The organism is Dechloromonas sp. ARDL1 (assembly GCF_051122455.1).
Taxonomy (GTDB): Bacteria; Pseudomonadota; Gammaproteobacteria; order Burkholderiales; family Rhodocyclaceae; genus Azonexus.
The window spans coordinates 420,501-435,514 of the sequence record NZ_CP168939.1 but is presented as its reverse complement, the minus strand read 5'-3'; the positions used below and the strand labels follow the sequence as shown (position 1 = coordinate 435,514).

Below are 15,014 nucleotides of genomic sequence, written 5' to 3'. Positions count from 1 at the left end.
CCAAGGGAGCGTAGAACAAAAATGCAACGACAACTAACCGGAAAGACAGCGACACGCGGTCGCACCCTGTTGCGCGCGGCCGCCATGGCATTCGTCATGGCGGCCAGCGCACACATGCCGGCGGGTCATGCGGCACCGACCTCGGACATCCGCATGACCAAGCACAACCTGTCGAAGAACAGCGGCAACGTGGTTCGCTCCATGACCGGCAGCGGTGCCGAAATTCCCGGAAGCGGCAAGGGCACGACGGATCAGGTCTGCGTGTTCTGCCACACGCCCCACGCCGCATCACAGAGCGTCGCCAAAGCGCCGCTGTGGAATCGCGACACCAACGCCGCCAGCACCTATACCGGCTACACCTCGCTGTCGATGGATGCCGACAGCGGCGCCTTCAAGGTCGATACCGCCAAGGGACGCCCGGCAGGCCCCTCGATGCTGTGCCTGTCCTGCCATGACGGCACCATCGCGCTTGGCAACGTCAAGGTTCTCGACGGCCGCAGCCCGGTCTCCATCGACATGGCCGGAACCGGCGGCACCAACCTGATGCCCGCCGGCAGCGGCAGCACCACAGGATTTACCCGGCTGATCGGCACCAACCTGAGCAACGATCATCCGATATCGGTCACCTATAACGACACCCTGGCCACGACCGACGGCGAACTCCGTCGCATGAACGCCAGTCAGCAACACCCGACTACCGGCCAGGTCGGCTCCATTCTGGGCATCCGCAGACCCGGCTACAAGCCGCTACTGCCACTCGCCCCCACCGGTAACGGGGGAGCTGGCCAGGTCCAGTGCACCACCTGCCACGACCCGCACCTGTACGACGCCGCCGATCCCAACCGCAAGTTCCTGCGCGCCAACCGGCTGCAGGTCGGCCCGCCGACGGGCGGCGCGTTCAACGAGGCAAACGACACCATCTGCCTGGCCTGCCACGACAAGATGGGAGCAGAGTGGGCCAATTCGGCCCACGCCAAGAACACGGTCGGCAACTATGCCTATACCGTGGCCGCCGCCACGCAACGCCAGTTTGCCGCCGGCACCCAGGTCTGGCAGGCAGCCTGCCTGAATTGCCATGACACCCATACGGTCACCGGCGCCCGACGCCTGCTGCGCGAGGGAACCGACAGCTTGAACACCCCCAAGGCGGGCGGCAATTCGGCCATCGAGGAAACCTGCTATCAGTGCCACGCCAGCACGGGCACCAGCGCGCTGACGTTGCCGACCATGAATGCCTCCACCGGTGTTCCGGACATTAAGACGGAATTCAATCGTCCGTACCGCATGCCGATTCGCACCGCAGACCAGGGGGGCGGCACGGGAACGACCGAAGTTCATAACATCAAGGACGCGCACTTCACCGAAGACCAGGCGACTCTGGGCTATGGCGCGCTCGGCAACCGCCACGCCGAATGCACCGACTGCCACAACCCTCATCGTGTCATCAAGAACTCGCGCTACGACGGCACCGGCTCGGCATCCAGCCGCACCCATGCCGTGGCGGGAACGGCCCCCAACCAGGGCAGCGACGGCAACATTGCCTCGGGCGCCTTGCGCGGCGCCTGGGGGGTTGAACCTGTTTACGGGGCGATCACCACCTGGCCCCAGGTGCCGCCCCAAGGCAGTTTCCAGATCAAGAAAGGCGTTCCCGGCGTGGACCCCAACCCGCTGACCAAGGAATACCAGCTTTGCTTCAAATGCCATTCGAACTATGCCAACAGCGATCTCGCTGCCAACTTTCCGGCATTGGGCGGCCCCGGAGGAACCACCGCCGGCACCAACGGCATGCAGCGCTACACCAACGTGGCTGCGGAATTCGCGGTCAACGCCACCAATCCGCCAAGCAGCGGCACCGACCAGGGCGAAGTCGGTGGCGACGCTGCGCTGACGCCAAGCGGCTCCCCGTCAGGCCAGACACAGCCAGCCGACCAGACGAACAACCATCGCTCCTGGCATCCGGTGACCTACCCCACCGGCCGGAACCGCGCAGAGCGCCGAATGGGGGCCACCGGCGCCATCAACATGCGGACGCCGTGGGATACGAATCTGGGACGGCAGACCATGCATTGTTCCGACTGTCATGGCTACGACCTTTCCTACATCCAGAACAGCGGGCCGGACTACACCAAGGTGCAAGGACCGCATGGCTCGACGCAGCCTTTCCTGCTCAAGGGAAGCTGGGACCTCAATGTCAAATTGCCCAGCCCGGCGAGCACCTCGCTATGCGGCAAATGCCACAATCCGGGCGCCAACGGCACCGCCAGCGGCTTTGGCGGCGACCATGTGCCGGACGACAAAATGGGCGGCGAGGCGTGCATGTATTGCCATATCGCCGTTCCGCACGGCTGGAAGAACAAGGCCTTCCTGGTCAATTTGCGTTGCGTCGGCCAGGAGGTTTCGGGAACGACCGGCACCTGCCAGGATCGCGGCAACGGATCGTACGGGTCGACCACCCTGGCGCCCTATTACAACGCCGCCCGTTTGCGCATTTCGACCTGGGCGCAAAGCGGCGGCTGGGGGTCCTCCAACTGCGGCGGCGGCACCATGGAAGACAGTTGCCCGCGTACCGGCGGTTAAGCGGCACGCCATGATGCTTGCACACCCCCACGCCATCCGCCCGCGTTCAGGAGTCCACCATGGTCGCGCCTGAACGCCTGCCTCACCAAGCCGCCGGAAGCGCACGGACCTTCATGCAGCAACTCGCCGCGCCGCGCTGGACCGTGCTGTTCTTCCTGGCGACGGCTGCAGCTTCCCTCCTGGTGGCGCAGGGCGGGATGACGGCAACGCCGGTCATGCTGGCGCCGTTCATCCTGCTCATGGTCAACCTGCTGGCGGCCATCGTCACCAACGCGCGATTCCGGGCCGATGTACCGCTGCTGATTTTCCATCTCGCCCTGCTGGCGCTGATCGCCCTGATCGCCATTGCCCGGCTGGTCTATCTGGATGCCCGGACCACCCTGAGCCAAGGACAAGCCTTCGAAGGCCGGGCCGATCTTTCCGAACAGGGCCCGTTCAACACGGGAGGACTGTCCCGCCTGCACTTCTTCATTGACGGTTTTTCCGCCCGCTACTCGCAAAACGGCGCCTACCTCGGCACCTACAACCGGGTTCGCTGGCAGGGTACCGACGCGCAATGGCGGGAAACCGAGATTGGCGATGACCGGCCGCTCCTGCTCCAGGGCTATCGCATCTATGCCACGGCGCACCGCGGGCTGTCGCCGCTGTTTGTATGGCGCCCGCGCCATGGCGAACCGTCGATCGGGACCGTCCAGCTGCGCGACCACCGGAAAGCCGACGATCACCCGCCGACCGCCGGCTGGAAGTTGCCTGACGGCCCGGATGTCTGGATACAGCTCCAGTTCTCGCCCTTGCCCGATCCGCGAGGAACCCGGCAGCAAGGGCTGGGCGCGGCGGAACTCGACCACGTGCTGGTACTGCGCAGCGGAGACACGCGCCGCGAGGAAATCCGCGTCGGCGACGAGGTCAGCTTTGCCGAAGGGACCCTGCACTACCTGAAGCTCGACGCCTGGATGAGCTATCGCATCGTCTACGACCCCACGGTGCCGTGGATCATCGCCGTCATTTTTGTCGGGGTCGGCAGCCTGTGCTGGTATTACCTGGCCCGCTTCAAGCGCAGCCCCATCGCCGAGCCGGGTGCCTGATGCGCACGCCGCCGCTCGCCTCTCTCCTGCTGGCCCTGAGCCTGAGTTCGGCGCTCCCGAACGGCATGGCCGGTGAACGCCCCATCAGGACGGAACTGGATACGCACAGTGGCATGCGCTTTGTCGAAATCCCCAAGGGGTGCTTTCAAATGGGCAGCGCCAAGGCGCTCTACCCCAAGAGCGATATCCGCTGGCAACAGCTTGGCTTCGGAGGCCAACTGGCTGCCGATGAAACCCCCAGGCACGAGGTTTGTCTCGACGCCTTCTGGATTGGCCAGCATGAAGTCAGCGCCGAACAATGGGAACGCATCAGCGGCTCGCCCCCGCCGCAGGGAAGCGGCCGGCAGCCTGCCGCGGGGATGAGCTGGGCAGCGGCCCGTCACTATGCGCAAACCCTGAGCGCGCTGTCCGGCGGCGCTTACCGCTACCGCCTGCCCACCGAGGCCGAATGGGAATACGCCTGCCGGGCCGGCAACGATCAGGACATCGTCCCCGACCGCAAGCAAGCAGTGGCGACCGCCTGGTATAACCATTGGTCCGGCGAACAGGGCTACCCGGCCCTCGAGGTGGCCGACACGGGCAGCCTGCCGGCCAATGCCTGGGGTGTGCACGACATGCTGGGCAATGTCTGGGAATGGACCGAAGACAGCTATGGCGCCAAGGCTTACGCACGGCATGCCTTGTTCAACCCCAGACACGAAGGCGGCACCTCGTCCCGGGTCATCCGCGGCGGCAGCTACCGCAGCGAATACAACCAGATCCGATGCAGCAACCGGAGCCAGCTTGATCAAGCCTCAAGCCTGCCCCACCTCGGCTTGCGTCTGGTGCGCGTCGCGGGGCCACGCAAATGAAGCGCCTGTTCAGCCTGCTGCTCGCCACCATCGTCTGCAGCCCGCTCCCGCTGCGTGCCGATAGCGCGCTGCCCCATGGCGTGCGGATCAACGGCAACGAATTCATCCGCATTCCGGCTGGCGAATTCACGTTCACCAGCGAGGCCGACCCCGGCCACCTGGCCGACCCGAATCACACCCCCTTCCGCCATGTCCGCATCTGGCTGGACGATTACTACATCGCCAAATACGAGGCCCGCGCCGGCGACCAACTCCGCTTCATGCAGTCCGGCAGCGTTTCCCCGGAAGCTCTCGAGCGCCTTGCCGCCGCACAAAGCGAACAAGCGGGCTTCGCAGCCAATGGCGATCCGGGCTGTACCGTGCGCCGGAGAGCGGACGGCACGTATTACCTGGCGTGGCCGGACAGCAACATGCCGGCCACTGAATTGTCCTGGGAGCTGGCCGAGCAATTTGCACGCTGGCTCGGCTTTCGCCTGCCCAGTGAAGCGGAGTGGGAAAAAGCCGCCCGCGGCGGCCAGGGGCAACGCCTCTGGCCGTGGGGTGACGAGTATCCGGACGATACCGTCGCCCATTTCACATGGAGCCGGAACTGCCACCCGCTCCCGGTCGACAGCCTGGACAAGGGACGTTCCTACTACGGCGCCTACAACATGGCCGGCAATGTCGCCGAGCATGTCAGCGACTGGTACAACCACCAGGCCGACCAGGCCTTGCGCCCGGGCCAGAAAAACCCGCCGCTCGCCGCAACCGGCACGCCCTCCCCCTACCGGACGCCGGACAAGATCACGAAGGGTGGCAAATGGAGCCAATCACCGGCTCATTTGACCATCTCGTCCCGGCGCCGGATCGATCCCCACACGGCAACGCCCGGCGAGGGCGTCCGCTTCGCCATCGACGCCGCCCGCGTCCGGGAACTGCTTGCCCAGGGCCTGGCCACGGCCATCGAGGAGGCCAGGCAGTGACCCATACAGCGCCACCAACCGTCACGACCATGCAAGATACCGCCCCCCCTTCGCCCCAACCCCGCCGCCGGCGAAAAGACAGGCGCCTGCTCACCACGGCCCTGGTATTCGCCGCGATTGCCGTACTCGGCGGCGTGATTCATTGGCTCGACAACCGGCAGGAAGCCGGCACCATCCTTACTCAAGCCAACCAGCCGCCGGCTCCTTTTGAGGGACTGTCGGCAACCGGACCTTCCGTCGTGCCGCTGGCCGAGGTCGAGCCGCAATACCCGGCCGTCGGACTGACCGACCGTCCCGGCAACGAAGCCAGGGAAATCATGCAACTGGCCGCCAAGGACATCAAGGCCAAGCATTACGACGACGCGTTGCGCCGCCTGAACGACGCGCGCGCCAAACTGCAGTCTTATCCGGAAGCCTATCTGATGCTGGGGACCGCCCTCGAGGGCAAGAAGGATTTTGCGGCTGCACGCGATTTCTACAACGCGGCCATCGAGCGTGAACCTTACCTGTCGGAAGCCTACTGGGGCTACGCCACGACCTCCGAACGCCTGGGAGACCTGCATTCCGCCATCGGCGCCATGCGCAACTTCCTGCATACCCAGGCCAGCCTCGACCCGGACCGCCTGAAAGTCGTCCAGGCGCGCTCCGCCCTGTGGGAGTGGGAGGCCCAGCTCGGCCGCGGCCCCTGGGGTCCGACCAAGGGAATTCCCCCCGGATTTACCCGGGAAGAGCTGAAGCGCGACGGCCGCGGCGTCGGCATCAAGATCCCGCTACCGGAAACCCGGACACCGGACGGCTCGATGAAATATGAAATCAAGCACCAGAAGAAATTCAACCATTTCAAACCGGACTAAGCGCCCCCTCATGCCAATCCGCTTATCCCTGCTTATGCTGCACCTCGCGTTCGGCCTGACCGGCGCCAGCCATGCGGCCGATGCGGCGAACGCCGCCGAATGGACCGATCCCCGGAACGGCCTGAGCTTCGTCTGGGTCCAGCCGGGCTGCTTCGACATGGGCGCGCTCCGGGCGGCTGAAGCCGCCCCCCACGGCAAGCCGCGCTCACCGCGACAGGATGAGACCCCGCTGCACCGGGTCTGCGTGGACGGCTACTGGATGGGTCGCCACGAAGTCCGGCGCGACCAATGGCAGAACATCATGGGCGGCAGACCCGCCACGACGCAGGCCGACGACCGCCGCCCGGTGACACACGTGACCTGGCAGCAGGCCCAGGACTTCCTCGACAGGATCAATCGCGATGCCCCGCCGGGAAAACGCTTCCGCCTGCCCACCGAAGCCGAATGGGAATACGCCTGCCAGCCGGGAGAAGCGCAGTCGGACATCGAGAACGACCGCTGGGAGCGCGAGGCCGAACTGAAAAGGAGCGCCTGGTTCCGCAGCAACAAACAGGGGGCCACCGATGCGGCCGAGACGGGCACCCTCGCCCCCAACCCGCGAGGCCTGTTCGACATGCTGGGCAATGTCTGGGAATGGACGGCCGACACCTATCGCGCCGATGCCTATAGCCGGCATGCAGGAAAAAACCCGCTGATTTCCGAACCCGGAGACAGAAAAGTCTTGCGCGGCGGCAGTTTCCGCAGCGACATCCATCAATCCCGCTGTGGAGCGCGGGCTTTCGGGCTGGCTGACGACCCCTTGCCGACGGTGGGCCTGCGGCTGGTTGTCGACAGCGGAGAAAAGCCATGATCCCCCCAGCAGCTTGCAGGACGAAAAGCACCATGAAAACCTCGATGCAGCGCGCCCTCCGGCGAATCATGCTCCTCGGCGCGACTCTCCTCCCCCTTGCCCCGCAAGCGGAGACCGGCGCACTGCCCGACGCGGTGCAGATCAACGGCGTGGAGTTCGTGCTCATACCCGCCGGATGGTTCTACAAGAGCGGCGGCCAAACCGTGGACAAAACGCCGGCCGCCTTGCTGGACAACGAAGGCGGGGGAGCAGTCAAGATCTGGCTGGACCCCTACTACATCGCAAAATACGAGGCGCGCGCCAGGGATCTGGTGCGCTTCCTGAACACCCCGGAAGGCAACGCCATGCCGTACGCGGGCAGTCAGATCAGTTGCTCGGTGCGCGGCGATGCGCAGAACCGCTACACCGAAATCAACCCTGGCGACGACCTCCCGGCCACCCACCTTTCCTGGCGCCTGGCCGACCGCTGGGCCAGCTGGATGGGCTTCCGCCTGCCCAGCGAAATGGAATGGGAAAAAGCCGCGCGGGGAAGCGACAAACGACGCTATCCGTGGGGTGACGACCATCCCGACGACACCTACGCCGGCTTCAAGATCGACAGCGACTGCCATACCTGGCCGGTCGGCAGTTTCCGGAAAGGCCGCTCGCCTTACGGACTGCACAACATGGCCGGCAACGTCCGGGAATTCGTCGCCGACTGGTACGACCGCGCCAGTGACCGCTCGCTCAAGGACGGCGACCGCAATCCGGCCGGCAGCGACAGCGGCACCGTGGTCCCCTATGCCGAATACCCCGCCGACTACCAGGGCCCGTGGAAGATCCTCAAGGGAGGGCGCTGGGCCTCGCATGAACGCCAGCTTGAGATCGGCGCCCGCATCTATTACCCGCCGGACGATCCCTTCCGTTGCAATGGCACCCGCTTTGCCATCGATGTCGACGCCGTCCGGCGGCACCTGGCCCAAGGATCGGCCACCGTACTGACCCCTTAATCCACTTCGTTGATCGGAAAAATCCGTGAATTTATTGCAAACAGAAAGCATCGCGCTCTGGCTGTCGCTGATCGGCTACAGCCTGGTAACAGCCTTGGTCATGGTCGGCGTCATTTTCAAGAAACGCCCCGAGCGCACCCTGATCGGCGTGATGCTGATCAGCGTCACGCTGCACACCATCGCCCTGGGGGCGCGCTGGGCCCGCATCGGGCACATCCCGGTCATCAACGCCTTCGAAATGCTGTCGGCCAACATCTGGGGCCTGATGCTGGCGGTGGTCGTCGCCTATATCCGGTTGCCGCGCGTACGCGCCTTCGCCGCGGTCGTCATGCCGGTGATCATCATGCTGATGGCCTGGATGCTGCTCAAGCCCTCCGAGGAAACCTCGCTCCCCCCGACCTACGACACGATCTGGCTGTTCATCCATATCGGCTTCATCAAACTATTCATGGGCTGCGCCTTCATCGCCCTGGGCATTGCCGGCATCGTCCTGCTGCGCAAAACCGCCTGGGGACGCGAGCGTTTCGAATCGCTGCCCACCGACGGCATCCTGGACGAACGCGCCTATCGCTTCATGGCGCTCTGCCTGATCTTCGACACCCTGGGCGTGGTGGCCGGCTCGATCTGGGCACAAGATGCCTGGGGACGCTATTGGTCGTGGGACAAGCTGGAAGTCTGGTCCCTCATCACCTGGCTGGCCGTCGGCCTGACCATCCATGTCCGCGCGACCTATAAAACGCCGCCGGTGACCAATGCCCTGCTCATCGTCGCCACCTGGCTGATCGCCTTCTTCACCTTCTTCGGCATCCCGTTCGTCACCACCGCCCTGCACAAGGGCATGGTCTGAGAACGATGACGCTGCATGCCTCCTTCACGGCGCTTGCCGGACAGCTCAATGCGGCGGTGGTCGGACAGTCCCGGCTGTGCCAGCAGTTGCTGGTCGCCCTGATCGCCGATGGCCACGTCCTGCTGGAAGGCCCGCCCGGGCTGGCCAAGACGCGCGCCATCAAGTCGCTCGCCGCCCTCGTCGATAGCAGCTTCCACCGCCTGCAATTCACCCCGGACCTGCTGCCGGCGGACCTGACCGGCACCGAGATATTCCGTCCCCAGAGCGGCGATTTTCACTTCGAGCCAGGCCCGCTCTTCCACGACTTCATCCTCGCCGATGAAATCAACCGGGCGCCGGCCAAGGTGCAATCGGCCCTGCTCGAAGCCATGGCCGAGCGCCAGATCACGGTCGGCAAGGCAAGCTACCCGCTGCCCAGGCTGTTCATGGTCATGGCCACGCAGAACCCGCTCGAACACAGCGGCACCTTTGCGCTGCCGGAAGCCCAGCTCGACCGCTTCCTGATGCACCTGAAGATGGATTACCCGGACCCCGAAGCCGAACTGAAAATCCTCTCCCTGGCTCGTCAGGAGTCGCTGGCCGGACTCGATCCCAACCCGCCTGCCAGGGCGACGGCGTGCATCGGCCGGGAAGCGGTATTTGCCGCCCGCCGTGACGCGCTGGCGCTGTATCTTGCCCCCGACCTGGCCGCTTACATCGTTACGCTGGTCGCGGCCACCCGCCAACCCGCTGCCATCGTGCCGGCTCTGGCCGGGCAATGCCGCTTCGGGGCCAGCCCGCGCGGCAGCATCGCCCTCGAGCGCTGCGCCCGGGCTCGCGCCTGGCTGGCCGGTCGCGACTACGTATCGCCAGCGGACATCCAAAGCTGCGCCCCCGACGTCCTGCGCCACCGCATCGTGATGACGTATGAGGGAGAGGTCGAAGGCAACACTCCGGACAGCGTGATCAATGCCCTGATCCAGACCATCGCCGTGCCATGATCGAAAGGGATGCCTCCCGCGCCAGCGATGCCCTCATCGGCATCATTCCGTCGCTGCACGAACTGATCGCGCCGCATTGCCATCGCTCAGGCATCCGGCAGCCGCCGTCCGCCCTCCTGACGCCCCCGGCCGGCCGCCAGACGCCTGCCCGCAGCAGCCGCGGCATGGCATTTGCCGAGGTACGCCCCTATTTCCCCGGCGACGACGTACGCTCGATCGACTGGCGGCAAAGCGCCCGCCGCGGCCGCCTCTACACCAAACGCTACGACGAGGAACGCGAACAGGCCGTGATGCTGCTCGTAGACCTCGGCCCGGACATGCGCTTCGGCACGCGCCAGGCCTTCAAGTCCGTCGTTGCCGCCCGGGCCGCTGCCTGGCTGGCCTGGCAGGCCATTGCCGGCGGCGACCGGATCGGCGGCATCGTCTGGAATGGCGGGCCAATGCGGGAGTTGCCGGCGCTTGGGCATGAACGCGGCGCCCTGGCCCTCATCCGGCCCCTAGTCGAGCTGGCAACCAGCCCCCCGACAGGAAACGGGTCGCTGGCCGTGCCGCTCAAGCGACTGCTCGCCACCCGGCCCCAAAACGGCATGACCGTCGTGATCAGCGACTTTGCCGGCCTCGACGATGACAGCGAAACAGCGATCCGGCATCTCGCACGAACCTCCAGGCTGACCCTGCTGCACATATGCGACCCCTTCGAGATGCAGCCCCCTCCACCTGCCCGCTACCCGGTCACCGACGGCCGGCGGCACGCCCACCTCGACCTGCTGTCGGAGAGAGGGCGCACCGCGCACGCGGCGGCATTCACCGCGCATTGCAAGCGCCTGGAACGGCTTGCCCAAACCACGGCCAGCTCGTGCCTGCGTCTGGCGACCGATGACGATCTGCCGCGGCGACTGGCCTCGGATTTCATCAAGCCCGGGGTAATCCTTGGCGGCGCGACATGAGTGAGGATCTCCTCAACGACCTGCGGGACATCCAGTTGCCCCCCGCCCCCCCGTTGGCCGAACTGCCGGACTGGGGCCTGGCCGGCCTGGCGCTCGGCTGCCTGGCGGCGCTGATCGGGGCGGGATTCGCGATCCGGCATCGGCTGAGGCACCCCCACCTGCGCAAGGCACGCCGCCATGCCCTCAGACTGGCTCTCACCCCGGACACCCAATGCCTGGCGCGGGAACTCTCCCGACTGTTGCGCGACTACGCCCGGCAATGCTTTCCCGAGCGCCCGATTGCCGGCCTCAGCGGCATGGAATGGCTGCATTTTCTGGATGAAACGGGCGGTGGCGGCGAATTCAGCCGGGGCATGGGCGAGACCCTGGCCTCCCTGCCCTACCGCCCGCCAGGCCCATCGGTACAGGTCGACCATGCCGCCCTGACCGCCTTGGTCATTCGCTGGCTGGAGGCCAACCCCCGGTGATGTCGCTGACTTTCGGCTGGGCCTGGTGTTTTCTTGCCCTTCCTCTCCCCTGGCTGTTTGCCAAGGGCAGCCCGGCGCACCCGGCCGGCGCCTTGCGCCTGCCTCGCCTTCCCGCCCATGCGGGCAGCGGACCGGGCAAAGCCGTACCCCACGCCCGCTGGCCAGGCAGATTGCTCTGGCTGCTCCTGGTCACTGCCGCCGCCCGGCCACAGCTGCCCGGCCAGGCCATCGCGCAGCCGTTGAGCGGACACAGCCTGATGCTGGCTTTCGACATCTCGGCGAGCATGGGCACCCGGGATCTGCTTTTTTCCGGCCAGCCCATCGACCGACTGTCGGCAGCCAGGATACTGGCCGACGGTTTTCTCGAAAGGAGCGGCGGAAACCGCGCCGGACTGATCGTTTTCGGCTCGCAGGCCTTTCTCCATACGCCGCTGACCCCGGACATGAACGCCCTGCGCAACGCCCTCGCCACGGCGGAGATCGGGCTGGCCGGCAAGGAAACCGCGCTCGGCGACGCCATCGGCCTGGCCACCCGGCATCTGCGCGCTCAGGCATCAACCCGCCGAAGCCTCGTGATCGTCACGGACGGCGCCAACAACAGCGGCCAACTGACACCGCAACAGGCCACCTGGCTGGCCCGGCGCGAAGGCGTGCGCATCCATGCCCTGCACCTGGGCGACAGCCTGCGGCCCGGCGAGCGCGAAGAACAGACCCTGCGCGACATGGCCGAGCAAACCGGCGGCCGCTATCGGCGTGCAGTCGACAGCCGCTCGCTGGCCGGCTTTTGGCAGGAACTGGCGGAAGCGGAAGCCACGGATCAAGGGCAGCGCTTCGTTTACCCGCGCCATGAGCTCTATCACTGGCCACTCGCCCTGGCACTGCTGCTGGCCTTGCTGCCGACCATCTGGCGCGACCGGGGAAGGCATACGTGATGACCGGTTCGCTCGCCTTCGATCGGCCATGGTTCCTGCTGGCCGCCCTGCCGCTGGCCCTCTTGCTGTGGCGCCGGTGGCGCGTGCCGGTTTCGGCTGCGCCGCAGTGGGCGAAGGTCATCGACGCCCATCTTCTGCCCCATCTCCTGAGCCTCGGGCAACCTCAAAGCAAGACAGGACAACGACTTCGGCTCGGCATCGCCGCCGCCCTGGCGATCCTGGCCCTGGCCGGACCGAGTGTGGACGCGCAGCAGGGCACGGCCTTTCGGCACGAAGCGACCCGCCTGCTGGTGGTCGACCTCTCACCGCCGACCGGCGAAGCCGTAGCCGACCTCGAGGGCATCAAGCAGAAAATCCTCGACCTGCTGCAAGCCATGCCGGAGGGTAATACCGGCCTGATCGTCTACGCCGGAGAGCCCTACCTTGTCGTTCCGCCGACCAGCGATCCGGCAAACGTCGCGCTTTTCGTACGCGAATTGAGCAGCGCTGCCCTGCCGGTTCCGGGAAACCGCCCCGAGTATGCACTAGCCCTGGCCGGCCGCACGCTGGCCAACAGCCCCGAAGGGAAAGGCGACATCGTCTGGATTACGGCCACGCCTCCCCGAGAACTGCATCTCGACCGGGCGGCCCATGCTCGCCTGGCCATCTGGTCGCCGCCGGCAAGCGGCGCCCCATCTCCCGGCCCTGCCCCCCGGGCAGCCCTGCATGCCAGCTTCACTGAAGATCAGCGCGATATCGCGAGCCTGAGCGCATTCCTCGCGGCCAGCGCCCGGGAAACGGAGAAAGTCAGTGCGGCCCGGCGCCAGGCAATCGGATACTGGCTTCTCTTGCCCCTGCTCCTGCTGCTCGCACCGGGCATCCGCCAGGGCCGGGCCGGCCTCCTCACCCTGCCGGCCCTGCTCTTCACGCTGCTGATGCCGGTACCGGCCGATGCCGGAGAGCAATACCCCGCCCTGCTTGCCAACCGGCTCGCCTGGCGCCATTTCCAGGACGGCGACGTGCTGCAGGCCAGCCGCCTGTTTCGCGATGCGCACTGGCGTGCGGCCGCGAATTACCGGCTGGGGCAATATGCCGCCGCCGCGGACGACTGGGCACGGCTTGACGATCCCGTCGCCCATTACAACCGGGGTAACGCCCTGGCTCGCCAGGGCAGGTATCTCGAAGCCCTCGATGCCTACGACCGCTCGCTGGCCCGGCGCCCGGACGATGCCGACACGCGCCACAACCGGAATCTGGTGGAAAGCCTGTTGCGCCGGGAGCGGTCGCCCGACGCCGGTAGCGGCGGACAACCGCCGCCTGCGGGCAAGGCGCCGCCGACCAGCGGCAAGGAGAACGACCCACAGGAACAGGAGGCAGGCCGCCTTGCCGAACAATGGCTGCGCCAGGTTCCCGAGCGGGGCGGAACGCTCTTCCGGCGCAAGATCGCGATCGAACACCAGCGACGACTTTCGGGAGCGGCGGAAAGCGCATGGTAGACCTGCGGCCAACAGGGTTTCGCCGGTTGGCGCTTGCCGGCCTGGCCATCGCCGGCAACGCCGTTGCGGCACCGGACTGGCGGCTGGAAACCGAGATGCTCCAGCCCCGGGTGACGGTTCAGACCGAAGCAATCTATCGTCTGCGCTTCTATCAGGGCATCGCCATTCGCGATCTCGACATCGAGCCGCCCAGCCTGCCCCTGGCCGAGGTGAGGCCGAGCGGCACCCAACGGGTATTCGAAACGCAGCGCGAAGGGCGGCGTTACCGTGTGCATGAACGGCATTACGCCATTTTTCCGTATGCCTCGGGCGATCTGAAAATCGTCGGCGCCCGGGTGAACGGCGAACTGCCTTCGGCCAGCCTGGGCGAGAAAAAGCGGCACTTGCGACTGCAAGGCGATACGCTCGCCCTGGCGGTTCAGCCGCTCCCCGCCGGCCATTTCCTGGCGGCCCATGCCCTGACCCTGAGCGAACAATGGGAAACCCCCGACCCTGCCACGTACCATCCGGCGCGCTGGCTGAGGCGACAAATCCGGATCGAGGCGCAGGGCATCGATGCGACACAGATTCCTGAGCTGAAAATGGACATTCCTGGCTATGCCATACACCCGGACAGTGCCCGGCTGGAAAACCGCAGCGAAAGCGGCATGGCCGTCGCCGCCCGTATCCAGACGTACAACCTGGTGCCGCAAAGCGATACCCAGCCCGGCATTCCGGCATTGTCGCTACGCTGGTGGCGCATCGGCGACCAGACATCGCAGCTGGCCACGCTGCCCGCCCGTCCGTTCGATACCGCCCCGATGGCAGGCGCACCGGAAACAGCGCAGCTCCTTCCGGTGAAGCTCGCCCTGGCCGGCCTGCTCGGCGGGCTGGTCGCGCTTGCCGGCATCCGGCGAAGCGCTATCCGCCTGGAATGGCGTTTGCAGCGCGCCATGGCCGGCGGAAACCCGGTGGTCGTTCGCGATGCGATCCTGGCTCTCGCCGCACGATGCCAGCCTGCCGCGCCCCCGAACTCGCTGGGGGCGCTGGCCGGAATCCTGGACGACCCCGAGGCGCGCTGCGCGGCGCAGGAATTGGAGCGGATCATTTACGGCCCCCCGGCATCGCTGCCATCCCGGCACGTCATCGCCGGGATGGCAAGGCACATCAAACGTGGGCTCCGCCGGACACGATCAATACGCTGAAGACACACCGACGG

Annotated in this window: 14 protein-coding genes; all 14 read left to right on the top strand. The window is 66.4% G+C overall.

The genetic code is table 11. The features are described from left to right. The first annotated feature begins 21 nt into the window (after positions 1-21). The 14 genes from AB6Q56_RS02110 to AB6Q56_RS02045 are packed head-to-tail and all read left to right on the top strand — an operon-like array spanning position 22 to position 15,000. A complete protein-coding gene (locus AB6Q56_RS02110) occupies positions 22-2,577 on the top strand; it encodes a cytochrome c3 family protein (RefSeq protein WP_434515551.1) in 2,556 nt (851 codons plus the stop codon). A gap of 59 nt (positions 2,578-2,636) precedes the next feature. Beyond that, on the top strand, positions 2,637-3,662 hold the full coding sequence (locus AB6Q56_RS02105) for a hypothetical protein (RefSeq protein WP_434515550.1): 1,026 nt from the start codon (positions 2,637-2,639) through the stop codon (positions 3,660-3,662). Continuing rightward, a complete protein-coding gene (locus AB6Q56_RS02100; protein ID WP_434515549.1) occupies positions 3,662-4,513 on the top strand; it encodes a formylglycine-generating enzyme family protein in 852 nt (283 codons plus the stop codon). The genes AB6Q56_RS02105 and AB6Q56_RS02100 overlap by 1 nt, the downstream gene beginning before the upstream one ends. Then, entirely contained in the window at positions 4,510-5,475 is a 966-nt protein-coding gene (locus AB6Q56_RS02095) for a formylglycine-generating enzyme family protein (protein ID WP_434515548.1), read from the top strand. Before AB6Q56_RS02100 ends, AB6Q56_RS02095 begins: the two co-directional genes overlap by 4 nt. Then, the gene (locus AB6Q56_RS02090; RefSeq protein WP_434515547.1) at positions 5,472-6,329 is read left to right on the top strand and encodes a tetratricopeptide repeat protein; all 858 of its coding nucleotides are present in this window, start codon (positions 5,472-5,474) and stop codon (positions 6,327-6,329) included. Before AB6Q56_RS02095 ends, AB6Q56_RS02090 begins: the two co-directional genes overlap by 4 nt. Positions 6,330-6,339: 10 nt before the next feature. Then, positions 6,340-7,179 carry a formylglycine-generating enzyme family protein gene (locus AB6Q56_RS02085; RefSeq protein WP_434515546.1) on the top strand — a complete coding sequence of 280 codons (840 nt, stop codon included), beginning with the start codon at positions 6,340-6,342 and terminating at the stop codon, positions 7,177-7,179. 32 nt (positions 7,180-7,211) lie between these two features. Next, positions 7,212-8,168 (top strand): formylglycine-generating enzyme family protein, encoded by a 957-nt coding sequence (locus tag AB6Q56_RS02080; RefSeq protein ID WP_434515545.1) that lies wholly within the window; start codon positions 7,212-7,214, stop codon positions 8,166-8,168. A gap of 25 nt (positions 8,169-8,193) precedes the next feature. Next, positions 8,194-9,015, top strand: a complete 822-nt coding sequence (locus AB6Q56_RS02075; RefSeq protein WP_434515544.1) for a cytochrome c biogenesis protein — start codon at positions 8,194-8,196, stop codon at positions 9,013-9,015. Positions 9,016-9,020: 5 nt separating this feature from the next. Further along, the gene (locus AB6Q56_RS02070; protein WP_434515543.1) at positions 9,021-9,995 is read left to right on the top strand and encodes an AAA family ATPase; all 975 of its coding nucleotides are present in this window, start codon (positions 9,021-9,023) and stop codon (positions 9,993-9,995) included. Beyond that, positions 9,992-10,942 carry a DUF58 domain-containing protein gene (locus AB6Q56_RS02065; protein WP_434515542.1) on the top strand — a complete coding sequence of 317 codons (951 nt, stop codon included), beginning with the start codon at positions 9,992-9,994 and terminating at the stop codon, positions 10,940-10,942. Before AB6Q56_RS02070 ends, AB6Q56_RS02065 begins: the two co-directional genes overlap by 4 nt. Continuing rightward, entirely contained in the window at positions 10,939-11,409 is a 471-nt protein-coding gene (locus tag AB6Q56_RS02060; RefSeq protein WP_434515541.1) for a DUF4381 domain-containing protein, read from the top strand. The genes AB6Q56_RS02065 and AB6Q56_RS02060 overlap by 4 nt, the downstream gene beginning before the upstream one ends. Then, entirely contained in the window at positions 11,409-12,341 is a 933-nt protein-coding gene (locus tag AB6Q56_RS02055; RefSeq protein ID WP_434515540.1) for a VWA domain-containing protein, read from the top strand. Before AB6Q56_RS02060 ends, AB6Q56_RS02055 begins: the two co-directional genes overlap by 1 nt. After that, the gene (locus AB6Q56_RS02050) at positions 12,341-13,816 is read left to right on the top strand and encodes a tetratricopeptide repeat protein (RefSeq protein WP_434515539.1); all 1,476 of its coding nucleotides are present in this window, start codon (positions 12,341-12,343) and stop codon (positions 13,814-13,816) included. The genes AB6Q56_RS02055 and AB6Q56_RS02050 overlap by 1 nt, the downstream gene beginning before the upstream one ends. Then, a complete protein-coding gene (locus tag AB6Q56_RS02045) occupies positions 13,810-15,000 on the top strand; it encodes a hypothetical protein (protein WP_434515538.1) in 1,191 nt (396 codons plus the stop codon). The genes AB6Q56_RS02050 and AB6Q56_RS02045 overlap by 7 nt, the downstream gene beginning before the upstream one ends. Positions 15,001-15,014 lie beyond the last annotated feature (14 nt).